19 protein-coding genes and 2 pseudogenes are annotated in these 25,815 nt (G+C 42.5%); 9 read left to right on the top strand and 12 right to left on the bottom strand.

What is annotated here, in order from left to right; translation table 11 throughout:
- The coding region (locus HMPREF9007_RS18855; protein WP_008760533.1) for a thioredoxin domain-containing protein at positions 1 to 407 on the bottom strand (407 nt) is incomplete at its 3' end.
- A gap of 14 nt (positions 408 to 421) precedes the next feature.
- A complete protein-coding gene (gene trxA, locus HMPREF9007_RS18850) occupies positions 422 to 721 on the bottom strand; it encodes a thioredoxin (protein ID WP_008760534.1) in 300 nt (99 codons plus the stop codon).
- A 195-nt stretch (positions 722 to 916) separates the two neighbouring features.
- Between trxA and HMPREF9007_RS18845 the strand changes: the two are divergent.
- Positions 917 to 2,045 (top strand): annotated as a pseudogene (locus tag HMPREF9007_RS18845) (glycosyltransferase family protein).
- A complete protein-coding gene (locus HMPREF9007_RS18840) occupies positions 2,042 to 2,224 on the top strand; it encodes a hypothetical protein (RefSeq protein ID WP_008760535.1) in 183 nt (60 codons plus the stop codon). Before HMPREF9007_RS18845 ends, HMPREF9007_RS18840 begins: the two are co-directional and overlap by 4 nt.
- A gap of 67 nt (positions 2,225 to 2,291) precedes the next feature.
- Here HMPREF9007_RS18840 and HMPREF9007_RS18835 read toward each other — a convergent pair.
- The 3 genes and pseudogenes from HMPREF9007_RS18835 to HMPREF9007_RS18825 all read right to left on the bottom strand — a co-directional run bounded on the left by HMPREF9007_RS18835 (position 2,292) and on the right by HMPREF9007_RS18825 (position 7,883).
- Positions 2,292 to 4,447: pseudogene (locus HMPREF9007_RS18835) on the bottom strand (S46 family peptidase).
- Entirely contained in the window at positions 4,448 to 6,607 is a 2,160-nt protein-coding gene (locus HMPREF9007_RS18830) for a S46 family peptidase (protein WP_008760536.1), read from the bottom strand.
- A gap of 31 nt (positions 6,608 to 6,638) precedes the next feature.
- The gene (locus HMPREF9007_RS18825; protein WP_008760537.1) at positions 6,639 to 7,883 is read right to left on the bottom strand and encodes an anaerobic sulfatase-maturation protein; all 1,245 of its coding nucleotides are present in this window, start codon (positions 7,881 to 7,883) and stop codon (positions 6,639 to 6,641) included.
- A gap of 157 nt (positions 7,884 to 8,040) precedes the next feature.
- On the opposite strand from HMPREF9007_RS18825, the gene HMPREF9007_RS18820 reads away from it, so the two are divergent.
- From HMPREF9007_RS18820 to HMPREF9007_RS18805, 4 genes are all read left to right on the top strand, one after another.
- Complete coding sequence (locus HMPREF9007_RS18820) at positions 8,041 to 8,775, top strand: DUF4369 domain-containing protein (RefSeq protein ID WP_008760538.1); 735 nt, start codon at positions 8,041 to 8,043, stop codon at positions 8,773 to 8,775.
- 43 nt (positions 8,776 to 8,818) lie between these two features.
- Positions 8,819 to 10,663, top strand: a complete 1,845-nt coding sequence (locus HMPREF9007_RS18815; RefSeq protein WP_277754629.1) for a tetratricopeptide repeat protein — start codon at positions 8,819 to 8,821, stop codon at positions 10,661 to 10,663.
- A gap of 73 nt (positions 10,664 to 10,736) precedes the next feature.
- Positions 10,737 to 11,120: a DUF3244 domain-containing protein gene (locus HMPREF9007_RS18810; protein WP_008760540.1), complete on the top strand. Its 384-nt coding sequence runs from the start codon at positions 10,737 to 10,739 to the stop codon at positions 11,118 to 11,120.
- A gap of 29 nt (positions 11,121 to 11,149) precedes the next feature.
- Positions 11,150 to 11,626 carry a hypothetical protein gene (locus tag HMPREF9007_RS18805; RefSeq protein WP_008760541.1) on the top strand — a complete coding sequence of 159 codons (477 nt, stop codon included), beginning with the start codon at positions 11,150 to 11,152 and terminating at the stop codon, positions 11,624 to 11,626.
- A gap of 78 nt (positions 11,627 to 11,704) precedes the next feature.
- On the opposite strand, the gene HMPREF9007_RS18800 is transcribed toward HMPREF9007_RS18805, so the two are convergent.
- Positions 11,705 to 12,463 (bottom strand): lysophospholipid acyltransferase family protein, encoded by a 759-nt coding sequence (locus HMPREF9007_RS18800; protein ID WP_008760542.1) that lies wholly within the window; start codon positions 12,461 to 12,463, stop codon positions 11,705 to 11,707.
- 119 nt (positions 12,464 to 12,582) lie between these two features.
- Between HMPREF9007_RS18800 and HMPREF9007_RS18795 the strand changes: the two genes are divergently transcribed.
- Positions 12,583 to 13,833 (top strand): exonuclease SbcCD subunit D C-terminal domain-containing protein, encoded by a 1,251-nt coding sequence (locus HMPREF9007_RS18795; protein WP_008760543.1) that lies wholly within the window; start codon positions 12,583 to 12,585, stop codon positions 13,831 to 13,833.
- Entirely contained in the window at positions 13,830 to 16,694 is a 2,865-nt protein-coding gene (locus HMPREF9007_RS18790; RefSeq protein ID WP_008760544.1) for an AAA family ATPase, read from the top strand. The genes HMPREF9007_RS18795 and HMPREF9007_RS18790 overlap by 4 nt, the downstream gene beginning before the upstream one ends.
- Here the strand turns inward: HMPREF9007_RS18790 and HMPREF9007_RS18785 are convergent.
- From HMPREF9007_RS18785 to HMPREF9007_RS18760, 6 genes are all read right to left on the bottom strand, one after another.
- Positions 16,678 to 17,844: a metallophosphoesterase gene (locus HMPREF9007_RS18785; protein WP_008760545.1), complete on the bottom strand. Its 1,167-nt coding sequence runs from the start codon at positions 17,842 to 17,844 to the stop codon at positions 16,678 to 16,680. The genes HMPREF9007_RS18790 and HMPREF9007_RS18785 overlap by 17 nt on opposite strands.
- Positions 17,845 to 17,897: 53 nt before the next feature.
- Entirely contained in the window at positions 17,898 to 18,476 is a 579-nt protein-coding gene (locus tag HMPREF9007_RS18780; protein WP_008760546.1) for a membrane protein, read from the bottom strand.
- 6 nt (positions 18,477 to 18,482) lie between these two features.
- Positions 18,483 to 18,992, bottom strand: coding sequence for a sigma-70 family RNA polymerase sigma factor (locus HMPREF9007_RS18775; RefSeq protein WP_008760547.1), 510 nt, complete (start codon positions 18,990 to 18,992; stop codon positions 18,483 to 18,485).
- 69 nt (positions 18,993 to 19,061) lie between these two features.
- A complete protein-coding gene (locus HMPREF9007_RS18770) occupies positions 19,062 to 19,964 on the bottom strand; it encodes a vitamin B12 dependent-methionine synthase activation domain-containing protein (protein WP_008760548.1) in 903 nt (300 codons plus the stop codon).
- Between the two features lie 25 nt (positions 19,965 to 19,989).
- Entirely contained in the window at positions 19,990 to 21,327 is a 1,338-nt protein-coding gene (locus tag HMPREF9007_RS18765; protein WP_008760549.1) for a dihydroorotase, read from the bottom strand.
- On the bottom strand, positions 21,324 to 22,067 hold the full coding sequence (locus HMPREF9007_RS18760; RefSeq protein ID WP_008760550.1) for a polyprenol monophosphomannose synthase: 744 nt from the start codon (positions 22,065 to 22,067) through the stop codon (positions 21,324 to 21,326). Before HMPREF9007_RS18760 ends, HMPREF9007_RS18765 begins: the two co-directional genes overlap by 4 nt.
- A gap of 244 nt (positions 22,068 to 22,311) precedes the next feature.
- Between HMPREF9007_RS18760 and mfd the strand changes: the two genes are divergently transcribed.
- The gene (gene mfd, locus HMPREF9007_RS18755) at positions 22,312 to 25,695 is read left to right on the top strand and encodes a transcription-repair coupling factor (RefSeq protein ID WP_008760551.1); all 3,384 of its coding nucleotides are present in this window, start codon (positions 22,312 to 22,314) and stop codon (positions 25,693 to 25,695) included.
- Positions 25,696 to 25,815: the final 120 nt, after the last annotated feature.

A 25,815-nucleotide genomic window follows, 5' to 3' on the forward strand; every position in this document is an offset into this window, starting at 1 on the left:
CGGAAAAGCTGCGGATCTCCTTTCATAGGAATGAATACAAACAATGGAATGCTTGTTGCGTTGAACAAGGCAGCAAGTTCTTTCTGTTTGTCTACATTGACTTTGTAGATTGTTATTTTCCCTGCATATTCCTTTGCCAATTCTTTCATGATTGGGGCTGTCTGGCGACAAGGACCACACCAGTCTGCATATAAGTCGATGATGGCAGGTTTGTCACCTTTGTATTTCCACTCTTTTGATTTTTCATAATCGAAGACGTCTTTCAGAAACATTTCTTTGTCCATTACGACGACTTCACCGTTACCTGTTACCTCTTTTTTACCTTGATTGGCATCCGGTTTGTCATTGAAGGCGTATACGATAACGCTCAGCATGACAAAAGCTACCATTGCTAATACTTTCTTCATTCGCTATTTTCCTTTTATATGTAATTTTGTTCGATGATTCCTTTTAATTCACTACTGTGGATAACTCCGGAATGTCTCCATACGGCTTCTCCATTTTTGAATAAAATAAAAGTCGGCACTGCCTGTATGCGATATTTAGTAGCCAAATCTTCATGTTGGTCAACATCTATCTTCACAATACGGGCTTTATCTCCTACCATTGTTTTCAATTCTTCTAAAACGGGTTTCATTGCTTTGCAGGGTCCACACCATTCTGCAAAGAAATCAACTAAAACGGGTATCGGTGACTGTATTAAATCTTCAAACTTTTCCATAATCTTTCCTTTCTTAAATTTAAATATCAGTCTTTGAAGACTGCAAATATAATTTCTATTTTATTAATATAACGGGAAAAAGCTGTTTTTGTTCATAAAATAGTAATTGTAGAGTCATCTTATTGTAATCTGGAAAAGGGAACTTTGCATAACGAAAAACAAATAAATAAGAAATAAACTAATAATGATAGCCTCATGAAATTTTTATTTATTGTACAAGGCGAGGGTAGGGGACACTTGACACAAGCTATTACCCTTGAAGAAATGTTGTTGCGTAATGGACATGAAGTAGTGGAAGTATTAGTCGGTGAGAGTTCATCACGTATCTTGCCCGGATTTTTTTAACCGGAATATACAGGCACCGGTCAAACGTTTTATCAGTCCTAATTTCTTGCCTGCGGCAGATAATAAACGAGTGAATCTAAAGAAAAGTTTTATTTATAATTTACTGCGTATTCCGGAATATTTTCGCAGTATGTGCTATATTAACCAGCGGATTAAGGATACAGGGGCGGAAGTAGTGATCAACTTCTACGAGCTTTTGACAGGACTTACCTACACACTCTTTCGTCCCTCCGTTCCATATGTCTGCGTCGGACACCAATACTTGTTTTTACATCAGAATTTTGAATTTCCGGATAAAAACTCTTTTCAATTACGGATGCTGCGTTTCTTCACCAAGATGACAGCTGTAAGATCTTCGAAGAAACTTGCTTTATCTTTCAATGATATGGAACCGGACAGGGTAGAACAAGTGGTGGTAGTTCCTCCTTTAATTCGGCAGGAAGTAACTGCTATTCAACCGGAAGAAGGAAATTATATTCATGGATATATGGTAAATTCCGGTTTTGCAGATAGTGTGGAGGAGTTTCATACGATATATCCGGAAGTTCCTTTGAGGTTTTTCTGGGACAAAGCAGATGCAGATGAGGTGACCAGGATTGACGAAACACTAAGTTTCTATCAGATAGATGATGTGAAGTTTCTTAATGGGATGGCCGGTTGTCGTGCTTATGCTACCACTGCCGGGTTCGAATCTATCTGTGAAGCAATGTATCTGGGAAAACCTGTATTGATGGTTCCGGCACATATTGAGCAGGATTGTAATGCCCATGATGCAATGAGGGCAGGAGCAGGGATTATCAGTGATTCTTTTGATTTGAAGCCTTTACTCCGTTTTGCCGGAACGTATTCTCCTAATCGTACATTCGTTCGTTGGGTACGTAGTGGTGAACGACGTATTATTCTGGAACTGGAAAAACTGGCTGCTCCACAATCAGCAATTACTTCAATACCAACATTTACTAATTATTTACCGATATGAAACTGAATAAAACAGATTATGTACTTGAGCGGGCGTCAGATGGCGGATATTATGCCTGGTTGACTGTGAATATGCAATGTAATGCTTACGGAGAGTCTCCTGAAGAAGCTGTGTTGAATTTGCAGGAAACAATGAATGAAATGATAGATGAGATGTATATGGTAGAAGAGTTTATTTAATGGAAAATGGATAATGGAAATGTCACCCTACATAGGGACTTTCCATTATCCATTTTTCATTATCCATTTATTCAATACTCAGTTCATCAATAATGTGGGAGGCTCCTGCATATTTATCGATAATAAATAAGGTATAGCGGATATCTACACAGGCGGCACGTTGTGAGGAGGGGCGGAAAGCGATGTCTCCGGTCAGACCTTCATAGTTGCGGTCGAAAGCTGTGCCCACTAGTTGTCCTTTGCTATTGAATACCGGACTGCCGGAGTTTCCTCCTGTATTATCAGTATTAACAATAAAGCAGACAGGCATTTCACCGTCTTTACCATAGCGTCCATAGTCTCTGGCTTTATATAGTTCCTTCAACTTCTGCGGAACTACAAATTCCCAGTTTCCTGGATCTTCTTTCTCCATAACTCCTTTGAGTGTAGTATGAGCATCATAAACTACTCCGTCGGCAGGTTCATAAGGAAGTACCTGTCCGTAAGTCAGTCGTAAGGTTGAGTTGGCGTCCGGATAGATAGGCATTCCTTTTTCCTGTCTCATGTCCATCATTCCTTTTACCCATACCTTATGAGCAGCGTCGTAGTTCTGATTGGCCTCTTTCATGGCAATGGCAGTTTTCAATATTCCATCTGTGATGGAGTATTTGAAAAGTACCATCCAGTCATGACCTATCTTATATAAGCTTGGCTTTTTAATAAACTTTTCAAAGTTTTTGGGATTACCAAAAATCGAATATTCAAAACAAGCATCTACAAATGAATCTATATTTCCTTTGAAACGTGAGTTTATGATCTCGAAAATATTGATTCGTTGTTCCTCCGGAATGTAATTGGCATAAGTTTGCAGCATGGTTTTGGCAACCATTCGCTCTACTTCCGGGAAGGGAATGGAGGCAAAGTATTTTTCACCGGCTTGTTTCAGATTTTCGGTAGCTGTTTTTATTTGTTCTTTGTTTTTTGACTTAAGGGCAGTGACCATTTCTGTTGTAGAAGGGAGGCGCATAAAGTCAAGTGCTGTGACAAGTGCTTCGTTAAGGGCTTGCTGGTGATAGAGTGCATCCCGTCGATGAGCAACGATAGAACGTATTTCATCAAATGCCTTCTGATAAGAATCATCACCTTTTTCGCGGCCACGGGCCAAGAGTTCTTCTTGTTGCTTACGCTTGGTATCCAGTACTTTGAGACGTACTAATCCTTCGTTCATACCAATTGCATTTTTCCAGTAATTGGCTGAAGATGCATACTTACTTGCATAATGGATTCGTACGGCAGGATCTTTCAGCATCTGCTCCATCAGAACTTTCTGACGGGCCCCACGTACATGTTGACGCATAAAGTTGGTAGTCTGCATACGCTCTTCCACTTCGTCAGAAATCATATATCGCCAGTTGCGTCCCGGGAATCCCATAACAAAGGTGAAGTCACCTTCCTGTACTCCGGCAATGCTGATTTTCAAATGTTTTTTACCTGCAAAGGAACATTGTCTTTAGAATATGCGGCAGGTTTCCCGTTTTTATCAGCATAGATACGGAAGAGGGAAAAATCTCCGGTATGGCGGGGCCACATCCAGTTGTCTGTGTCGGCTCCGAATTTACCGATAGAAGAGGGAGGAGCACCTACCATGCGGATATCGCTGTATACGGTCTTTACAAACATATAATATTTATTTCCTCCGTAAAAAGCTTTAAGTTCAAGTTTGGTTGCAGGAGTGACTTCTATATTTTCATCTTTGGCGAAGCGTTCTGCTACTTTGCTCAGGTAGCTTGGCGACAGATAATTAGTACCGTTCGGATCTTCATCTTTCTTCAACTGATCGGTTACGTAACTGGTTACATCAAGGATACGGTCAATAAAAGTGACGGTCAATCCCGGTGTGGGAAGTTCTGCATCACGATTCATGGCCCAGAATCCTTCTGTCAGGTAATCATGCTCTACGTTACTATGTTGTTGGATAGCTCCGTAACCACAATGATGATTGGTGAGTACCAGTCCTTCAGAAGAAATGACTTCTCCGGTACATCCGCCACCGAAGTGTACAACAGCATCTTTCAGAGAGAGGCCATTGGCATTGTATACCTCTTCAACAGGAATCTCCAGACCGAGTTCCCGCATGGCAACTGCATTTTGTGCTTTCAGGTCAGTTAGCATCCACATACCTTCATCGGCGTGGATGCTAAGAGTTGCCAGTGAAAAAATAGCAAATATAATTTGTTTTCTCATTTATTCTACGATAGTCATTTCATTAATCAGATGGCCGCAGTTTCCTAATTTCTCAAGGATAAACAGGACGTAGCGGATATCAAGATTGATACAGCGTTGCAGGTTGTTATCAAAGTTAATATCACCACTCAGAGATTCCCAGTTACCATCGAATGCACAGCCGATCAATTCTCCGTTTTCGTTCAATACCGGACTACCGGAGTTACCACCGGTAATGTCATTGGTTGACAGGAAGCAGACAGGCATATCACCGTTAGGTAATGCATAACGACCGTAGTCTTTCTTTTCTATAAGTTCTTTCAACTTGGCCGGTACCACAAATTCGCGGTCTTCCGGATTTTCTTTTTCAAGAATACCTTTTGTTGTTGTGTAATAGTTATAGTGTACACCATCTTTCGGATCATATGGTTTTACGTTACCATAGGTCAGGCGAATGGTGAAGTTTGCGTCCGGATATGAAGGAACAGGCAATTTCATTTCACCTAAACCGCGGATGTAAGTTTTGTGGAGCAGAGCAAGTTCTTTGTCCAGCTCTTTTAGCTGATCAAGGAGATTACCGTATTGATCGTATTTGGATTGGGCATATTGCAAAGCCAGATCCTCATCAATAGCTTTTACTGTCGGCTTTTTGAGGAATTTATCAAAGTTAGCCTGATTAGCAAAAATAGACTTGTCGTACATGTCGTCTACGAACTTATTGTAGTCTCCTTTATATTTCTGTTCAATCACTTTATAGATAGCAGGGCGTTGGTTTGCCGGAATCATTTCTGCATAGAGAGGAAGCAGTACTTTAGCTACTTTGCGGTCTACTTCATGATCATAGTCTTTGTTATGGATGCTTTTGAAGTTTTCTTTCAGACCTTCCAGACGAACTTTGATCAGAGAATCGTTTTTATCAACCAAAGCTTCCCGTGTTTTAGTTAACATTGAGTTACCAAATTCGATAGCTCCGAAGAAAACTTCAGTCAGGCAAGTCAGTTGATAATTGAGAGGGGCTGTTTGTGCTACCAGATCATCGATCTTTTTCACAACATTGGCATATTCGGTATTGTTTTGTGCCTTTGCAAATTCAGCAAATTTAGCTTCCTGTTCTGCTTTAGTGCCCAATACGTCATTGTCAATGATCGCTTTGTTCATTCCGATAGAGTTTTTCCAGTAGTTACTGGAGCCTGCATATTTGTTTGCATACTGAATACGGATTTTATCGCTGGCGTTCATCACTTCTTTCAAAACAGCCAGGCGTGCACCACGAATGCGGATACGCGGTTCATTGGTTGATTCCATGCGTTCTTTTACTTCTGACACAGTCAGATAACGGCTGGTTCTTCCGGGGAATCCCATGATCATTGCATAGTCTCCTTCTTTTAAACCTTTGATGGAGATTGACAGATGTTTCTTCGTTTTCAGCGGAGTATTGCTTGCGCTGTATTCAGCCGGCTCTCCGTTGGCATCTGCATAGATACGGAACATGGAGAAGTCACCGGTATGACGGGGCCACATCCAGTTGTCTGTTTCGCCACCGAATTTACCTACTGAAGAAGGAGGAGCGGCAACCATACGTACATCCGGATATATTTTCTTGTAGAACAGGTAGAATTTGTTTCCTGCGTAGAAAGGAAGGGCTTGCGGTACAATTCCTTTCTTATCTTTCAGGTCACTTTTTTCATAGAGTTCTTTAGCCAGTCCTTCAAGGAAAGCACCAGTGAATGACTGAGATACCGTAATTTCTTTGGCTGCGATTTTGGCATTCACAATATCTGTTATATCTTCGATACGTTCGATGAAAGTGAACTTTAATCCCGGAGTAGGAAGCTCCTGATCTCTGGATGTAGCCCAAAAACCATCTGTCAGATAATCGTGTTCTACACTACTGTGTTGCTGGATAGAAGAATAACCGCAGTGATGGTTAGTCAGGATCAAGCCTTCCGGTGAAATGATTTCTCCCGTACATCCTCCTCCGAATATACCGACTGCATCTTTCAAAGAGACACCGTTGGGATTATATAAATCCTGAGCTTCTAGTTTTAATCCTTGCTTCTTCATCATATCTATGGAATGTTGCTGTTGCATTAGTTGCAATAACCACATACCTTCGTCCGCTTTTACGGTACATACAAGCAGCGCTGTCAGCGCTAATAAATAAAGTCTTAGTCTGTTCATTACTTTATGATAACAATTATAAATTATGATGTTAATATTCTATTTTTAAACTTCCGTCTTTCAGTGCTTTCATGATATTGGCGGGAGCCCGTTGATTCATTAATTCATTTTTCATGAAATCCATATAGGGAGCTACATGCTGAAAGTATTGGTAATATCCTTTGCACAGATAGTTCAGACCGGGTTCGCCGTCCGCTGTCCGACTGAAGCGGTTCTTTGGACATTCTCCGTTGCAGGCAAATAGAAAGTCGCACTCCTTGCATTGAGTTGGGAGTGATTGGTATTTCATTGTCCCGAAATTATGCTGTCGTTCACTATGCATCATTTCCACCAAAGTCTGGCTATAGATATTTCCCAATTTATATTCCGGGAATACGAAATGGTCACAAGAGTATACGTCTCCGTTGAACTCCATAACGCCGGCATGTCCGCAATGCTTCGCCATTGTACATACGCCCGGTTGCTCGCCCATCCAGTTAGCCAATGTAGAATCGAATATCTGTATGAAGAATTTGCCTACATCTTCTTTTACCCATTCATCAAAAATTGTACAGAGAAAATTACCCCATTGTTCTGGACTTACGGAAAAATCAGCTAATGCTCCTTCTTTATTTTCTGCCAGAGAAGCGAGATGACGACCGTCCTGATGTGAAACAATGCGTTCAACAATCGGAGCGAACTGAATATAATGGCAATCTATTTCTTTGAAGAAATTATAAAAGTCTAATGGATATTCGGCATTGAAATCGTTCACAACAGCCATAGCATTCCATTCTACTCCGTGTTTTTTCAGGAGATTAATCCCTTGCATCACTTTGACGAAAGAAGGTTTGCCCATCTTATTTTTGCGATATTCGTCATGAAACTCTTGCGGTCCATCAATGGAAACCCCTACCAGCCAGTTGTTTTCACGGAAGAACTCGCACCATTCGTCTGTGAGTAAGGTCCCATTCGTCTGGATACAATTATCAATCGTACGTCCGCGGGCATATTTCTTTTGTAGCTCCATCGCCTTTTTATAAAAGGAAAGAGGACGCATCAGCGTTTCTCCTCCGTGCCAGGTAAAAAGCACTTGAGGCATGGTTTGAGAGTTGATATACTCGTCGATAAACTTTTCAAGTAGCTCATCGCTCATTATATGTTTCGGGTTTTCTTTGTATAGGTTCGCCTTTTCCAAATAATAGCAGTATTCGCATGCGAGGTTACATACGGCTCCCACGGGCTTTACCATGACATAAAGCGGTTTGGCAAAAGGTGCATAAGTTGTTGCTTTCATGACTGCAAATTTAGATAAACTAAATGAAAAAAATGATCTCCTACCTCTGTTTATAAGGATTATTAAAGAAAAGAGTCTTACAAGTTTTAAATATTGATAAAATGTTTCTTTTAAGTCCGAATCAGTTGTACCTTTGTACCCAGAATTTAATGAAACAATGAACGTGAATAAGATTTTGCCTTTTGTGCTTTTGCTTCCCTTTCTAGCTTCGTGTACTCATAAGTATAAGATAGAAGGAACATCTTCAGTAAATGGTCTGGATGGAAAAATGTTATATCTGAAGACTTTGAGGGATGGAGAATGGGCAAAACTGGACTCGGCTGAAGTAGTACATGGATCATTTTCAATGAAAGGGAAAATCGACTCTGTGCAAATGACAACACTTTATATGGATGACGAAAGTGTCATGCCGGTTGTGTTGGAAAGTGGCAAGATCGTTATTACCATTAGCAATACCGATCTCAAAGCGATCGGAACTCCTTTGAATACTGCATTGTATGACTTTATTGCAAAGAAGAATGCAATGGAAGAAAGCATCGGTGATCTGGAAAGAAAAGAAACCCGTATGGTGATGGATGGTGCTGATCTGGAAGAAGTTCATGAACAGTTACTTGCAGAAGGAGATTCACTGATGAAAGCTATGAATCAATATGTCAAGACTTTCATCTCGGACAATTATGAAAATGTATTAGGACCTAATGTATTTATAATGCTTTGCAGTTCTTTGCCATATCCTATTATGACTCCACAAATAGATGATATAATAAAGGACGCTCCCTATTCTTTTAAGAGTAATAAGATGGTGAGAGAGTTCTTGACGAAGGCCAAAGAGAATATGCAGTTGATAGAGGAACATCAACGGATGCAACAAAATGTAGGTCCGAAGAAATAAATCTTGAGTTTTTTGCGTATTTTTGCATAAAACTCAAGATAAGATGAAAACGTCCCTTTCTATTCGTATTGCTTTTTTCTTTATTCTTTCTTTTTTGGCAGTTTCCTGTCATAGAGATTCGGATGCTCTCAACATGACTTTTTCAAAAGTGGAAAAGTGCATGAACCTCTGTCCGGATAGTGCTCTAAACCTATTAAAAGGTATTCCTGATTCTGAAAAATTGCGCGGTAAGTCGCAGGCTACTTATGCTCTTCTGATGACACAGGCAATGGATAAGAATTATATGAAGTTTAGTTCGGATTCGTTGATTGCATTAGCTTTGAATTACTATACAATAATTCAGACTCCTCCAGTAATGTATGCAAAGACTCTGTTTTATCATGGAAGGGTAATGCTGGAGTTGGATAAAGAGGAAGAAGCCTTGAAATCATTTCTTGCAGCAAAAGATATTTATGAGAGAACTAAGGATTATAAAATGTTAGCTCTGATTATTGAAGAAATTGGTATGATTAACCGAAGGCAGGAATTGTATGGTGATGCTTTATCGAATTTTAGAGAAGCATTAGATATACATAAACAATTGAAGGATTCTCTTGGAATTATCAGTGTTAGTCAGAATATTGCTAGAGTTTATTTGTTTAAATCCCAATGGGATAGCTGTTCTTTTTATTATAATAATGCTTTAGAAATAGCAGTACGGAAGAACCTGTCTGAAATCTCAATTTTACATGAACTAGGTATTTTATATCGTTCTATGCAAGAATTACCAGAAGCAGAACGTTATTTTTTAGCTGCTTATGAAAAAGAGACTGATGAAGAAAAAAAATATATGGAATGCTTGTCTTTGGGATATTTATATATGCAAATGGGGCAGATAGAAAATGCAAGAAAGTATTTAAAGATGAGTGCTAAATCTTCTAAGGCATATACGCAAATTAGTGCGTTTGATTGTTTATACTTTTTGGAAAAGGATATAGATAATTTTGAGGAGGCAATAGTATATCATGAGTTAGCAGATTCTATAACTAATGCTATGGAAGAAATTAACTCTCGTGAATTAATAGCAAGCCTACAGAAGAAATATGAAAATGAAAAACTTCAGAATGACAATTTGCATATGAAGGTACGATATACGAATTTTATGTTATGGGGTACGATTGCCTTCTTGTTTGTTGTCGCTTGTATGTGCTATTATTATTATAAAAATCGGAATAATAAAAAGAAAATAGCTGAGATTGAATTGCAGATTCGAGAGAACGAAGAAGAAATAGAGCGATATCAACAAGAAATAGAGGGTATTCAAATATCAAAAGATCAGGTGTTAAAGGAAAATCTGATGCTAGAAGAAAATCGTACTAAAGTAGGAGAACTCAATGGAAAGATTGTTCTTTTAACAATGCAGAATAAAACTTTGTCGGAACATCTGAAAGAATTGGGGGGTGAATTAAATGTTGGCATATCTTCAGGCTCATTTATACATGCATTTCGACTTCTATTGGCAATAAAAGAGGGGACATTAAGAGGTAAGCTTTCTAATGAAGAGCGTCAGAAGCTATTCAGTCTATTTGATTTGATTTATTGGAATTATGTTAGTCGTTTGTTAGAAAGAGCTCCAACTCTTACTAAACATGATCTTGAGATTTGCTGTTTTCTTAAATTTGGTTTGAGTCACGAAGAGCTAAGTCGCATCTTTCATACTACTTCAGATTCTGTAACGAGGGCAAAAGGCAGGCTTAAAGGCCGATTAGGCATTCCTCCGCAAGATGATTTGGACCTTTTTTTTGAAGGAATTTTGAGAAATAAAAAATGGATTGTCCGGGTAAATGTTAAGTCTGTAATTGTTAATATGTTGATTTATAGATTGTTATTGCTTATTTTTCTCTTGTAATTTGTCCGGGTTGATTTTTTTGTTTTTTCGAATACATACCGTACTTTTGGCGAAACAAAAAAGCAATATAGTTATGAAAGTACGTTTTATTTTATCTTTTCTAACTGCATTATTTATTGCAGGGAATATGATCGCTATTGAGAGTACAGATCGGGTAGAGAGGAAATTGCCTGTTGTGTTAAAGGGAGAGGTTCCTACCACTACTCATCGTTCTATTCCTGTAATACCTATTAATGCGTCTATTTCTACAGATGATAATATTGTAGAAATCATTTTCACAGCTCCTTTGGGCGAAGTGAAAATACTAGTAGATGGACAAGTACAGGAAGTCTGTCAGGTAACGGCTCCTGGACAAACAACTTCTTTCTCTATAGAAGGATGGGCTCCGGGCGTTTATAAACTAGAATTTAAAATAGCCGGAGGCGGATACGTATACGGAGAACTAGTAATAGAGTAAATAAGGGACTAAACCTTAACTTTCATATAATGAATGGTCATCATACAGTTGCTATTTGCACTTGGGAAGGTGACAAACAGCAATCTATTGAATATAATTCTTCTATTGCAGTCGGGATTGATTGTCCCCGTGCAAAATTGAGAGTAAGTATTCTATTAGATACAATACAAGAGTATCAGGTGAGATATATCTTTTCTGACGAGGAGATAAGTGAAGCTGTAAATGAGGCTGGGCTTATCATTGGCGCAAGGGGTATAGCCTATGAAGGGGTATTACAACGAAAACCGGTTATTGTAGTGGGGGAATATGGTTTTGGAGGTTTAGTTACTCCAGATACATTGCATGAACAATACAATAATTATTTTAGAGGCAAAATCAATGGAATAAAAGCAGAGTACTTCTCTTTAGAACGATTAGAAGAGGAAATAAGGAGAGGATTTGCTTTGACATTCCAGGAATTGCAAATGATGTCTAACCAGACAATAAGATTTCTACATAATATATAGACTTTTTGATTTAATAGATTAATGCATAAAGACTGGTTAGGTATGCGGGGGTGCGTGAGTATCCCCGCATTTCGTTTCTTACCGATCCTGGTCTTCGTTTGTGATCATTCCTTTATGCTTTTCAGGAAGTGCACTCTCAACAGCAGCATAAGCCTCTGCCATAGTAGCTTTTATGTTTTCCATACCTTTTCCTTTAGGAGGAATAGGGTCATGAATGGTCAGAATCATGCGATGGCGATGTATCCATTTGCCTGTACGTGGCAGGATTTCAAAAGAACCGTCGATTGTAACGGGAACAACTGCCAGCTGCAAGTCATCTGCCAATTGAAACGCCCCTTTTTTGAAATATCCCATGTGTCCGGTGAAAGTACGTGCTCCTTCGGGAAAAACGACTAAGGATACCCCGTCTTTCAGCGAATCTTTTGCTTGCCGAATGGTCTCCAGTACTTTTTTGGGACCGGACCGGTCTACAAAAATGTGTCCTGCACTTTCACATGCTTTTCCTACAAATGGTATCTTACGCAGGCTTTTTTTCATCATCCACTTGAAATTTCTTCCGATGAATCCATAAATAAGAAAAATATCGAAGGATCCCTGATGATTCGGCACAAAGATATAAGAGGTCTTCCCGTGTAATTTTTCACGACCGTGAATCTTTACAGGAATCAACAGAAAAAGACAGATGAGTTGTGACCATATTTTGCCCGGATAGTATCCCCAGAAATGAGCTCCTCCTAGTAAAGAGCCTACAATGGTGACAATCGCTGTAAGAATAGTCAATACCAATAGGATAGGTAAAGCAATACAAATTTGATAAATATAATATAGTATCTTCATGGGGAGTTTATTTTTATATATATGCAAAGATACATGATTATTGGTAAAAAAAGCAGTAGGATACAACATAATCTTTGCGATTATGCTATTTTTGTCATCTGTTATAGACAGATAATGATATGATACGTATACTACATACTGCCGATTGGCATTTAGGACAGACATTTTTTGGTTACGACCGCACGGGAGAACATAAGGCTTTTCTTGACTGGCTGGCCGAAGAAATCCGACAAAACGAGATTGATGCATTGGTTATAGCCGGAGACGTGTTTGATGTTTCCAATCCTTCTGCTGCGTCTCAGCGCATATATTATGAGTTTATTTATCGGGTGACTGCGGAGAATCCGAGACTGCAAATTGTGATTGTTGCCGGTAATCATGACTCTGCGGCGCGTTTGGAAGCTCCTCTGCCTTTGTTGCAGGCGATGCGGACGGAAGTCAGAGGGGTAGTGCGCAAATTGGAGGGCGGAGAGATTGACTATGATCATTTGACAATAGAATTGAAGAATAGAGAAGGGGAAGCAGAAGTACTTTGCATGGCTGTTCCTTTTCTGCGGCAGGGAGATTATCCGGTAGTGGAGACAGAAGGAAATCCATATATGGAAGGAGTTCGCGAGCTTTATGCGCGACTTTTGCAAAGGTTGTGGGCACGCCGGGAAACGAATCAGGCTATTCTTGCTGTCGGTCATTTACAGGCTACCGGATCAGAGATTGCCGAGAAGGATTATAGCGAACGGACAGTGATTGGTGGTTTGGAATGTGTATCACCCGATACTTTTTCGGAAAAGATAGCGTATACGGCTTTAGGGCATATCCATAAAGCACAGCGGGTATCCGGCAGGGAGAATGTAAGATATGCCGGAAGTCCGATTCCTATGTCTTTTGCCGAGAAGCATTATCATCACGGAGTGGTGATGGTGACTTTAGATGAAGGCTGTGCGGTTGATATCAGAAGGATAGAGTGTCCACAATCCATACCTCTTATCAGTGTGCCGGGTGGAGAGGCTGCTTCACCGGAAAAAATAATAGAAATAATAAGAGACTTACCGGAGGTGGATGGAGAAGCTCCTTATCTGGAAGTCAAGGTTTTGCTTGAAGAACCGGAACCTATGCTTCGTCAGGAAATAGAAGAGGCATTGGCTGGTAAGAAATATCGTCTGGCACGTATCGTTTCTGCTTATCGTCAGGAAGAAAGAGTGGAAAAGGAGGCTGATGGCTGGAAAAAGGGATTGCAGGAAATGTCTCCGTTGCAGATTGCTCAATCTGCATTCGAAAAGGTTTATCAGACGGAAATGCCTGCCGACCTGACTGATTTATTTCAGGAAGCATATATTTCCGCAACTCGTAAAGAAGAGGAGGAAGGAGAATGAAAATTATAGCAATAAGATTGAAGAATCTGACTTCGATAGAAGGCAGTGTTGAAATAGATTTTACGGTGGAACCGTTATCTTCGGCTGGTATATTTGCAATTTCCGGTGCTACAGGAGCGGGAAAGTCGACTTTGTTGGATGCTCTGTGTCTGGCATTATATGATAAGGCTCCCCGTTTTGCGGCTTCGGTGGAGAGTATCAATCTGGCAGATGTGGGAGATAACCAGATCAATCAGTCAGATGTGAGAAATCTGCTTCGTCGGGGGACGAGTGACGGATATGCGGAGGTCGATTTTCAAGGAGTGGACGGACATCGATATCGTTCCCGGTGGTCGGTCAGACGGACAAGGAATAAGGCGAGTGGTTCTTTACAGCCTCAAGTGTTGGAAGTGAAAGATTTGGATACGGAAAAAGAATTTCAGGGAACGAAGAAAGAATTGCTGGCACAGTTGGTAGAGTTGGTCGGTTTGACGTATGAGCAATTTACCCGTACCGTATTGCTGGCACAAAACGACTTTGCAACTTTTTTGAAATCCAGAGGGGCAGCGAAAGCGGAACTACTGGAGAAATTGACGGGAACAGGAGTTTATTCCCGCATCTCCCAGGAGATTTTTGCCCGGAATAAGGCTGCACAAGAAGAGGTGGCAATGATTCAAAGTAAGATGAGTGTGATTGAGTTGTTGCCGGAGGAAGAACTTTTAACCTTGCAAAATGAGAAAGAACAGTTAGTTGAGAAACGTGCGGCAGGGATTAAATTGCTGGCAGAACTGAATGCGCAATTGAATGTGGTTCGTTCATTGAAAATGCAGGAAGCTCTTTGGATGAAAAAGCAGCAGGAAGAGCAGGAGGAACTGAATAAACAAAAGAATCTACAGGATGCTTTGGTTGTTCAGGAAGAAGGGCTGGTTCATTTTAAAGCACAGTGGGAAGCGATACAGCCGGATTTGAAAAAGGCACGTCAGCTGGATGTACAAATACAGTCGCAGCAGGCGGGGTATATACAGTCGCAACAAATTTTGCAGGCTGCCCGTCAGCAGGTGGCGGATCAGGAGAAGAAATCTGCATCTGCGGTAGAGCAGTTACGGATTTCCTATCATTCTTTGAGTCGTCTGTTGAATCGTACGGATGTGGAGTCACTGCAGCTGGAACAGATTGAAGTCATCCTTAATGAGGAAAAGGATACATTGGAAACATGGACAAAGGTGAATGAAGAACGCCTTGGCCGGTTAAACTCTTTTGGTTATCCTTCTTTGGTAGATGAGCAGGGTAAAATTCAAAAAGAACTGACGCGCTTGCAGAATATAAAGAAATTGACTGAAGAACAATCGAAGTCGAAGCAGGATATAGAGAAACTGGAAAAGGAAGTGACTGCTTGTACACAGCAGTTGGCAGAGCAGGATGCTGTAGTTAAAGCTTTGCAGCGGCTTTATGAAAATGCCCGTATGGCGGTAGGAAAGGATGTGAAAGCATTGCGTCAGCAGTTGCAGGAAGGGGAGGCCTGTCCGGTTTGTGGAAGTACGACACATCCTTATCATCGGGAACAAGAGGTAGTGGATACTCTTTACCGGAATATGGAACAGGAATATAATACCGCAGTGTCTGCTTATCAGCAGATAAATAATCGCAGCATTGTCCTGCAACGAGATTTAACCCATCAAAGGGCAACTGAGGTACAGATAAAAGAACAGTTGTCCGTTTTACAACAAGAAGGATTGCCAGCTGGAGAGGAAGAATATATACAGAATCGGTTAAATGAGTTGGCGGAACGTATTTCAGCTTATCAGCATCTGTATGCGGAATGGCAGCAGAACGATGAGAAAATAAAGAAATTGCGGACACACTGTGATGCTCTGCGTGAGAATGTCTCACAGTGTCGTTTGGCTGCGCAAAAGGTATCAGCCGCTAAAGAACAGTCGGCTATTTTACAGAAAGCAGCTGTTGATGAGCAACAAAGATTCGAAGTGATTGCTAAAGCGTTGGATGCACTCCGACAGGAACGTTCTTTGTTATTAAAAGGGAAGAGTGCGGACGAAGCTGAGGCTACTGTTGCCCGAAGAGAAAAAGAATTGAATGAGGCGTTGGAAAGGGCTCGTAAACAAGTGGAAGGAGTACAAAATCGTCTTTCCGGCCTGCAAGGAGAAATGAAACAACTGTCCGTTGTCATTGAAGAACTTCGGGAGCAACAGAAAGGTATTGAATTTCCGGAACAGCTTCCTCAGGCTATAGCGAAACAGCAGGAAGATAATCTTAATACGGAACGTGCGTTATCGACTGCGGAGGCACGTCTGTTGCAGCAGGCAAAGAATAAAACAATCTTTGAGCAGATAACCAAAGAACTTACCGAAAAACAGGCAGTTGCCGTACGTTGGGCTAAATTGAATAAATTGATTGGTAGTGCCGACGGTGCTAAATTTAAAGTCATAGCCCAAAGTTATACTTTAAATCTGTTATTGCTTCATGCCAACAAACATCTGGCTTATCTTTCCAAACGGTATAAGTTACAGCAAGTTCCCGATACACTGGCGCTTCAGGTGATTGATTGCGATATGTGTGACGAGATACGTACGGTATATTCGCTTTCGGGAGGTGAATCTTTCTTGATTTCACTGGCACTTGCATTGGGCTTATCTTCGCTTTCGAGCAATAATCTGAAAGTAGAATCTTTGTTTATCGACGAAGGATTCGGCTCGTTGGATGCTGACAGCCTGAGAACAGCCATGGAAGCTTTGGAGCAGCTACAGATGCAGGGACGGAAAATCGGAGTCATTTCCCATGTACAAGAAATGAGTGAACGTATTTCAGTTCAGGTGCAGGTACATAAGAAGATCAATGGAAAAAGCGTGCTTACCGTCGTAGGGTAAGCACCGTTATTTCCGGCCATGCACCGAAGCGAAAAGGAAGTCCGACATAGCCGATGCCTTCATTTACGTACAAACCACGTGTCCCTTCCAGATACATCCCGCTCCATTCGGGATAGATATAAGAGGAAGGAGAATGATTCCCGAATTTTAACTGCATAGCGTGGGTATGCCCTGCCAGCATTAAATCGATGTCTGTTTGTGGGAGTACTTCCCGTCTCCAGTGGGTAGGGTTATGGCTTAAAAGTATCTGGAACATTCCTTCGGTTCCCCGCATCGCTTCGGGGAGGTCAGCATATTGGGAGAAAGGCGGTTCTCCTTCGTTTTCAACTCCAATAAGGGCGATACTGTCGCTGCCCTGAATCAGAATCGTATGAGAATTATTCAATAACTTCCAGCCCATAGCGGCTTGTCTTTGCAGGAGATCATTCAGATTATCGTCTTGCTCTTGCTGGCTTTTCCAGCGGAAATAAGGGCCGTAATCATGATTTCCTAAAATGGAGTAGACTCCATCTTTGGCTTTCAGTCCGGACAGTATATCTTGAAAATCATTTAGTTCGACTGCACGATGATTAACCAGATCTCCGGTAAAGACAATAAGATCGGCCTGTTGCTCATTCACCAGTTTTACTAACTTCTGAATAGCGGAAGTATTTCCCTGCCAACTTCCGATATGAATATCTGATAACTGGACAATACGGTATCCATCGAAAGCCGATGGAAGCTTGGGCGAGGAATAAGTTACCTCTTTGACGTCAAACTGCGTGCGTCCGATAAAAGACCCGTAGATGATCATTACGATAGAAATCACGGCTAATGTCAGCCCGGTACAGATAAAGGGAGTTCGGGGCCACCGTAGCCATTTGTGGAAAGGTACCCCGATAATCGTGCAGAGAGACAGCAATAGTTTAGGAGCCGTAAACAGGAAGAAAAAGATGGAAAACCATCCAATAGCCTGTGTATGGCGTTCGGCAAAGGCGTTATTGGAGAAGTAAACCAGATAAAGTAATCCTGTGGATAACAGGAAAGCAGGCAGCCAGTAGAGGATTCTCAGCCAGCGTTTTGCCGTCAGATGAACGATAAATCTGAGATACAGATAAATGTCCGGTAGAATAAGGAAAATAAGTAAAAATATAAATAGGCGTTGCAACATAACAGCACGGATATTAAATTTTTAGTTGAAATAGGCGAAGCATCTGACTCTGGTCAACTGTCTATGATTTTAAGTTCGTCCAGGTTCTTCTTGATTTCCTGAATACGGTTCAGGAATTTCTTGCGATAAATCCACAAGATCAGCCCCAGCCCAGCTCCCCAAAGCAGGATAAAAAACAGAATGATGGCTATTCCATATTGCCATATCTGCCAATAAATAAATGAGAGTACTGCCAGTATAAGAAGGAAAGCAGTAGCAATCAGACGTTCCCGAATCATCCATCGGTGGATGCGGTTGACACGACTGATCACCTCTATCAGAGGCATTTCGTCCACTTTCGTCTGTTGTAGAAAACGGGTGGTGGTGATGTCCCAGTAGAGTGCGGGAATCCACGATAGAATGATAATGATATAGATCGGATTCAGTCTGCCGTGCAACAGGACTTCCAGCAGGAATAAGACCAATACCGGCAAAGAAATCAGGATTAGTTTGATATTCAGCCGGGCAATGGCATGGATACCTTTGTCTGCATGTCCTATCAGTTTGCCAAGTTCTTCCTCTTTGATCAGCTCCTTGTCTTTTAAGTGCTCATCCAGGGCATTCCATGATTTTTTCAGTTCTTCCAGTTCCATATATGATTACTCCTTTTTCATTTTTTTTAGTTTGTCTTTGATACGGCTCAGTTTGGTAGCCACATTGGTCACCGTCAGTCCGGTGATCTCCGCAATATCTTCGTAACTTTTGTCTTCAAGATAAAGCAGGATAATTGATTTGTCGAGTTGTCCCAGCTGATTGATCATTTGATAAAGTTGCCTCAGCATTTCGTGGATCGGGTCATGTTCCTCTATCATCCAGTCCGCTTCGCGGGTGAGGGTGACGATTTCCGGTACATTCTTTTCTTTGCGGAAAAAGCTGATACACGTGTTCAGAGCGATGCGGTAAATCCATGTGGACATTTTGCATTCTCTTCTGAACTTGGGATAGGCTTTCCAGAGGTTGAGTATTACATCCTGATAGAGGTCATTGAGCGGGGCGTTAGGATTGGTATATAAGTAACATACCTTGTATATCACCCGTTCATATTCGCGGATGACCGATAAGAACTCCTGTTCAATAGGGTTGGTTGCCTCTGTTGTTCGTTCTCTCATGAATTAAATGGGTTACTTTTCTGGTTAGTTAGTCGTGCGAAAAGGAGAAAAATCACAAGTAAACGAAAGTTATTGCAGATTGGCAGCCAGGAATTTTCGCATTTCCTCCGTACTTTTTCCCCGACGGCGGGCATAGTCTTCGAGCTGGTCTTCTCCTATCTTTCCGACAGAGAAGTATTCGGCAGCCGGATGGGCAAACATCAGACCGCAGACCGAAGCATGAGGGTACATGGCACCATTCTCGGTCAGTGTGATGCCTATCTGTTTCATATCCAGCAGTTCGTCCAACAGGAAATTGATGGATTGATCGGGCAGGGACGGGTAGCCTACGGCAGGGCGAATCCCTTGATATTTCTCGACCAACAGATCGGGCATTGACAGACTTTCATCTTTGGCGTATCCCCACGCTTCTTTGCGTACATATTCGTGCATCTTTTCCGTAGCAGCTTCTGCCAGACGGTCGGAAAGAGTCTGGACGAGTAAATGTTTGTAGGGATCCTGCTCGTACAGGCCTTCCATATCTGCATCTATGCAAGAAGCAAAGGCACCTATTGTATCCGGAATGCCAGAAGAAAGAGGGCGGATAAAGTCACTCAGGCAAAGGAACGGGCTTCCATCCCGTTTAGGCGTCTGCTGGCGGAGCAAAGGGAAAACTAGGAATTGACCGGTTTCTTTTTCAATCACCAGGTTATCTCCGTCCGAGTTTGCTTTGCAAAGTTTGAAGATAGTTCTCACTTCATAATCCCTGTCAAGTAAATCCAGCATCCGGTTGGCCTCCTTAAATAGTTGCATAGCTTCGGAAGCCTTGTTGCGGTCTTCTTCCGGAAAAGTAGTCAGCCATGAAGCACGGCAGACATCGCAACCGTGAATGTTGGCGATCGCTGCGAAACGAGGTTGGAATCCCCATGCATGGAAAAAGTAAATCCAATTGATGTAGGGGGCGACGTTATGTATCTTATAAGATAAAATCATATGTTTATAAGTGACGAGTTGCTGTTTATCTGAATCTTAACTCCTGTCCACGATAATTCTCGTCAATGGTTCCGTTATCATATAACAGATGACCGTTCACAAATGTTTTTTCTACCTTCCAGTGGAAAGTATGACCTTCCAGAGGGCTCCATTTACATTTGCTTAGGATGCAGTCTGTGGTAACAGTCCACGCACTGTCGGGGCGAACCAAAACCAGATCCGCCTGATATCCTTTCCGGATAAATCCGCGATTACGTATCTCATACATTTGTGCAGGAGCATGAGACATCTTCTCTACTACCTTTTCGATGCTGAAAGCGCCTTTGTCTGCCAATTCGAGCATACTGACCAAAGAGAATTGTATGGTCGGCATGCCGGACATGGCTTTTAATGCACCTCCTTCTTTTTCGCTCAAGGAGTGCGGAGCATGGTCGGTCGCTATAGCGTCGATCAGACCGCTGTTGACTGCCTCCTGCAAAGCCTTCCGGTCTTCTGCCGTTTTGATGGCAGGATTACATTTGATGCGTGCTCCTAAGGTCTGATAATCTTCTTCGGTAAAAATTAGATGAGACACACACGCTTCGGCAGTAATACGCTTCTCTGCCAAAGGTGCTTTGGAGAATAAACTCAGTTCTTTGGCAGTAGAAATATGCATAATATGCAGACGCGCATTGGTCTCGCGTGCCAATTGTACCGCCAAAGCGGAAGAACGGTAGCAAGCCTCTTCCGAGCGGATGACCGGATGAAGTGACAAAGGTACATCGTCACCGTATTCTTTTTTATATTTATCCGTATTCTCTTTGATGATTCCCTGATCTTCACAGTGTGCTGCAATCAGTAAATCCGTACCTCCGAAGATATTGCGCAGACTTGCCATCCGGTCTACCAGCATATTTCCCGTACTGGAACCCATAAATAACTTCACCCCACATACCCGGTTTTTGTCCAGCTGACTGAATAACGGATAATTATTGTTAGTCGCTCCGAAATAACAGGAGAAGTTGACAGATGATTTTTCCGCCAGCAAAGCCAGTTTGTCATTCAGCGCCTCCAAAGTTGTGGTCTGAGGATTTGTGTTCGGCATATCCATGATCGAGGTAACTCCTCCGGCTGCCGCGGCATGGCTTTCCGTTGTGATATCTGCTTTATGAGTCAGCCCCGGATCGCGGAAATGTACGTGCTCGTCAATAGCCCCCGGCAAAAGATAACAGCCGGATGCGTCAATCGTTTCGTCACAAGGCATGGCAGCCTCTTGTCTGTCAACTAAGATCTTAGCAATCTTCTCACCTTCAATAACAACAGATCCCGGAACTTTTCTTCCTTCGTTGACAATTACGGCGTTTTTTATCAGTATACGTTTCATTTCTTTTGCGGGAATTTATGGAACCAACTATTTATTTTTAACTTGATCACTCCGAATATGGCTTCTCCAAAGATACTGCTGTTCATCTTGGAAGTTCCCAACTCACGGTTAATGAAGATGACGGGGACTTCTATGATTTTGAATCCGCATTTGTAAGCAGTGAACTTCATCTCGATCTGAAAAGCATATCCTTTGAAGCGAACATGGTCCAGATCGATTGTTTCCAGTACCTGACGGCGGTAGCATACAAATCCGGCAGTCGTATCATGCACCGGAATACCGGTAATGAAGCGGACGTACTTGGAGGCAAAATAAGACATCAGCACCCGTCCCATCGGCCAGTTGACTACATTCACACCACTTACATAACGGGAGCCGACAGATACGTCTCCTCCTTCTTTTGCACAAGCTGCGTACAAACGGGGCAGATCATTCGGGTTATGGCTGAAATCGGCATCCATCTCGAAGATATATTCGTATGCGTGCTCCAACGCCCACTTGAATCCTGCGATGTAAGCAGTACCCAATCCTAACTTCCCTTTGCGCTCGATCATAAAGAGGCGTTCGGGGAATTCCTGTTGCAAAGTTTTCACAATGCTTGCAGTGCCGTCCGGAGATCCGTCTTCTATAACCAGTATATGGAATACCTTGTCTAAACCGAAAACGGCACGGATAATATTTTCTATGTTCTCCCGTTCATTATAGGTCGGGATAATAACGATGCTATCTGATAATTGCATAGAAGTCCTATTTTTAAGACAAATGTAGCGCTTTTCCTTTAGTTATAGAGGGACTAAGGATAATTTAACGCGTTTGTATTTGTTCCCCGGTGTGAAACTATTGGTTTCATGCCTTGAAACTTTTAGTTTCATTGTTTGAAACCAATAGTTTCAAGGCTTGAAACAATCTTGAAGAAGAAAACTTCGGTGTGACTATATCAATCCCGATTCTTTTTTCGTACTTTTGCGGTGAAATTTTATAGCTATGACAATAACTGAGTTGCAACAACAATATGCCGCTCATCCTAATACAGCAGTCATGGAACGACTGCTGAAGGATGCGTCCGTTCAAACTATTTTTTGCGGGGGCTTATGTGCTTCTTCCGCTTCTCTTTTCTCTTCTGTATTGGTGAAACAAGATGTGTGTCCGTTTGTCTTTGTACTGGGCGATCTGGAAGAGGCGGGCTATTTTTATCATGACCTGACACAAGTGCTGGGAACAGAGAAAGTGTTGTTCTTCCCGTCTTCATTCCGCCGTTCCATCAAGTACGGACAAAAGGATGCGGCCAACGAGATTCTGCGTACAGAAGTACTGAGCCGGTTGCAGAAAGGAGAAGAAGGTTTGTGCATCGTTACCTATCCGGATGCGCTAGCGGAGAAAGTAGTATCCCGCAAGGAACTGAGCGATAAGACCTTGAAACTGAATGTGGGAGAGAAGCTGGACACTACTTTTATCACAGACGTGCTGCATAGCTATGGTTTCGAATATGTGGATTATGTGTACGAGCCGGGACAATATGCCGTTCGGGGTAGTATCATTGATGTCTTTTCGTTTGCTTCGGAATATCCTTATCGTATTGACTTTTTCGGTGACGAAGTAGAGAGTATCCGTACATTTGAAGTAGAGTCGCAGTTGTCCCGTGAGAGGAAAGAGGGAGTGGCTATAGTCCCTGACCTGGCAGTGACGGGAGATGTGACAACTTCTTTTCTTGATTTCATTCCTAAAGAAACCGTTTTGGCAATGCGTGACTTCCTTTGGTTGCGCGAGCGTATCCAGGTAGTGCACGATGAGGCTTTGACGCCACAGGCTATTGCCGTACAGGAAGCCGAAGAAAATGGCGGTATCACGCTGGAGGGCAAGCTGATTGATGGCAGTGAATTTACGGTACGTGCCCTCGATTTCCGCCGGATGGAGTTTGGGAATAAACCGACTGGTACGCCGGATGCAAAGATCTCTTTCCATACTTCCGTACAACCTATTTTTCATAAGAACTTTGATCTGGTGGCCGGTTCTTTCAAGGACTATCTTGAACAGGGATATTCACTTTATATCTGTAGTGACAGCACTAAGCAGACCGACCGTATCAGAGCCATCTTTGAAGACCGGGGAGATAAGATTCAGTTTACTCCTGTAGTACGTACGATACATGAAGGCTTTGTGGATCATACGCTGCATCTGTGTATTTTTACGGATCATCAGCTGTTCGACCGTTTCCATAAGTACAACTTGAAAAGTGACAAGGCCCGTTCGGGTAAGGTCGCTCTGTCCCTCAAAGAATTGAATCAGTTTACTCCGGGAGATTATGTGGTTCACACGGATCATGGTATCGGTCGTTTCTCCGGTTTGGTACGCATTCCGAATGGAGATACTACGCAGGAAGTGCTGAAACTTGTCTTTCAGAATGAGGATGTCGTGTTCGTTTCCATTCATTCCCTTCATAAAGTTTCCAAATATAAAGGTAAGGACGGAGAAGCTCCGCGACTGAATAAACTGGGTACCGGTGCCTGGGAGAAACTGAAAGACCGTACGAAGGCGAAAATTAAAGATATTGCCCGCGACCTCATTAAACTATATTCGCAGCGCCGTCAGGAAAAGGGTTTCTCTTACAGCCCTGACAGCTTCTTGCAGCGTGAACTGGAAGCCTCCTTTATCTATGAAGATACGCCCGACCAAAGTAAGGCAACGATGGAGGTGAAGGCCGATATGGAAAGCGACCGTCCGATGGATCGCTTGGTGTGCGGAGATGTGGGTTTTGGAAAGACAGAAGTAGCAATCCGTGCAGCGTTTAAAGCCGTAGCCGATAATAAACAGGTGGCGGTCCTTGTGCCGACGACTGTTCTTGCCTATCAGCATTTCCAGACATTCCGCGAACGTTTGAAGGATCTGCCCTGCCGGGTAGAATATTTGAGCCGTGCCCGTACGGCAGCTCAGTCCAAAGCCGTATTGAAAGGACTGAAGGAAGGAGAAGTCAGTATTCTTATCGGCACCCACCGTATTTTAGGAAAAGATGTTCAGTTTAAAGATTTAGGCTTGCTGATCATTGATGAAGAGCAGAAATTCGGAGTCTCTGTGAAGGAGAAGCTGCGACAGCTAAAGGTGAATGTGGATACATTGACCATGACTGCCACACCGATTCCACGTACGCTTCAGTTCTCGCTGATGGGAGCCCGCGACCTGAGTGTAATCTCTACGCCTCCGCCTAACCGCTATCCGATTCAGACAGAAGTACATACCTTTAATGAGGAAGTGATTACGGACGCGATTAATTTTGAGATGAGCCGCAACGGTCAGGTTTTCTTTGTCAACAATCGGATTGCGAACCTTCCGGAACTGAAAGCGATGATCGAACGTCATATTCCCGATTGCCGTGTTGCCATCGGGCATGGACAGATGGAACCCACACAACTGGAACAGATCATTTTTGACTTTGTCAATTATGACTATGATGTGCTTTTGGCGACTACTATCATAGAGAGCGGTATCGATATTCCGAATGCCAATACGATCATCATCAACCAAGCGCAGAACTTTGGTCTGAGTGACCTCCATCAGATGCGTGGACGGGTAGGACGCAGTAACAAAAAGGCTTTCTGCTATCTGCTGGCGCCTCCGTTGAGCAGTCTGACGGCAGAAGGAAAACGACGCTTGCAGGCGATTGAGAACTTCAGTGATTTGGGGAGTGGCATCCATATCGCTATGCAGGATTTGGATATACGTGGAGCCGGTAACCTGCTCGGAGCAGAGCAGAGTGGCTTCATTGCCGATCTGGGGTACGAAACGTATCAGAAAATTCTTGCCGAAGCAGTTCATGAACTGAGGAATGATGAGTTTGCAGAATTGTATGCAGATGAAATAAAGGGAGAAGGTCAGATCAGTGGAGAAGAATTTGTAGACGAATGTCAGATAGAAAGCGATCTTGAACTTCTGTTGCCGGCCACCTATGTGACGGGCAGCAGCGAGCGTATGTTGCTTTACCGCGAACTGGACGGACTGACGCTGGATAAAGACGTGGATGCCTTCCGTTTCCGCCTGGAAGACCGCTTCGGACCTGTTCCGCCGGAAACGCAGGAATTGCTTCGCATCGTTCCCCTCCGTCGCTTGGCGGCGCGATTGGGAGTGGAGAAAGTCTTCTTGAAGGGCGGACGTATGACGCTATTCTTTGTCTCCAATGCGGATAGTCCGTTCTATCAGAGTCAGGCGTTTGGCAAAATGATAGATTACATGATGAAATATACCCGGCGCTGTGACCTGCGTGAGCAGAACGGCCGACGGAGTATGCTGATAAAGGATGTGACTAATGTGGAAACTGCCGTTAGTGTGTTGCAGGAGATTGTAGCGTTGCCGGTGAAAGAACAGGATGATCATTAATTGTCAATAAAGAAGGAGAAATACAATCAGTATATTGTTTGTTATAAATGTATGAATATATTTTCGTCTGATGCCTTTTTTCTGTCATCTGTGATTTTTGTTTTCTCTTTCTTATACAAG

It is taken from the genome of Bacteroides sp. 1_1_14 (assembly GCF_000162515.1).
Lineage (GTDB): Bacteria > Bacteroidota > Bacteroidia > Bacteroidales > Bacteroidaceae > Bacteroides > Bacteroides thetaiotaomicron.

Coding starts and splice junctions, on each gene's coding strand:
- trxA (WP_008760534.1), bottom strand. CDS start 721: ATGGAAAAGTTTGAAGATTTAATACAGTCACCGATACCCGTTTTAGTT.
- HMPREF9007_RS18840 (WP_008760535.1), top strand. CDS start 2,042: ATGAAACTGAATAAAACAGATTATGTACTTGAGCGGGCGTCAGATGGC.
- HMPREF9007_RS18830 (WP_008760536.1), bottom strand. CDS start 6,607: ATGAACAGACTAAGACTTTATTTATTAGCGCTGACAGCGCTGCTTGTA.
- HMPREF9007_RS18825 (WP_008760537.1), bottom strand. CDS start 7,883: ATGAAAGCAACAACTTATGCACCTTTTGCCAAACCGCTTTATGTCATG.
- HMPREF9007_RS18820 (WP_008760538.1), top strand. CDS start 8,041: ATGAACGTGAATAAGATTTTGCCTTTTGTGCTTTTGCTTCCCTTTCTA.
- HMPREF9007_RS18815 (WP_277754629.1), top strand. CDS start 8,819: ATGAAAACGTCCCTTTCTATTCGTATTGCTTTTTTCTTTATTCTTTCT.
- HMPREF9007_RS18810 (WP_008760540.1), top strand. CDS start 10,737: ATGAAAGTACGTTTTATTTTATCTTTTCTAACTGCATTATTTATTGCA.
- HMPREF9007_RS18805 (WP_008760541.1), top strand. CDS start 11,150: ATGAATGGTCATCATACAGTTGCTATTTGCACTTGGGAAGGTGACAAA.
- HMPREF9007_RS18800 (WP_008760542.1), bottom strand. CDS start 12,463: ATGAAGATACTATATTATATTTATCAAATTTGTATTGCTTTACCTATC.
- HMPREF9007_RS18795 (WP_008760543.1), top strand. CDS start 12,583: ATGATACGTATACTACATACTGCCGATTGGCATTTAGGACAGACATTT.
- HMPREF9007_RS18790 (WP_008760544.1), top strand. CDS start 13,830: ATGAAAATTATAGCAATAAGATTGAAGAATCTGACTTCGATAGAAGGC.
- HMPREF9007_RS18785 (WP_008760545.1), bottom strand. CDS start 17,844: ATGTTGCAACGCCTATTTATATTTTTACTTATTTTCCTTATTCTACCG.
- HMPREF9007_RS18780 (WP_008760546.1), bottom strand. CDS start 18,476: ATGGAACTGGAAGAACTGAAAAAATCATGGAATGCCCTGGATGAGCAC.
- HMPREF9007_RS18775 (WP_008760547.1), bottom strand. CDS start 18,992: ATGAGAGAACGAACAACAGAGGCAACCAACCCTATTGAACAGGAGTTC.
- HMPREF9007_RS18770 (WP_008760548.1), bottom strand. CDS start 19,964: ATGATTTTATCTTATAAGATACATAACGTCGCCCCCTACATCAATTGG.
- HMPREF9007_RS18765 (WP_008760549.1), bottom strand. CDS start 21,327: ATGAAACGTATACTGATAAAAAACGCCGTAATTGTCAACGAAGGAAGA.
- HMPREF9007_RS18760 (WP_008760550.1), bottom strand. CDS start 22,067: ATGCAATTATCAGATAGCATCGTTATTATCCCGACCTATAATGAACGG.
- mfd (WP_008760551.1), top strand. CDS start 22,312: ATGACAATAACTGAGTTGCAACAACAATATGCCGCTCATCCTAATACA.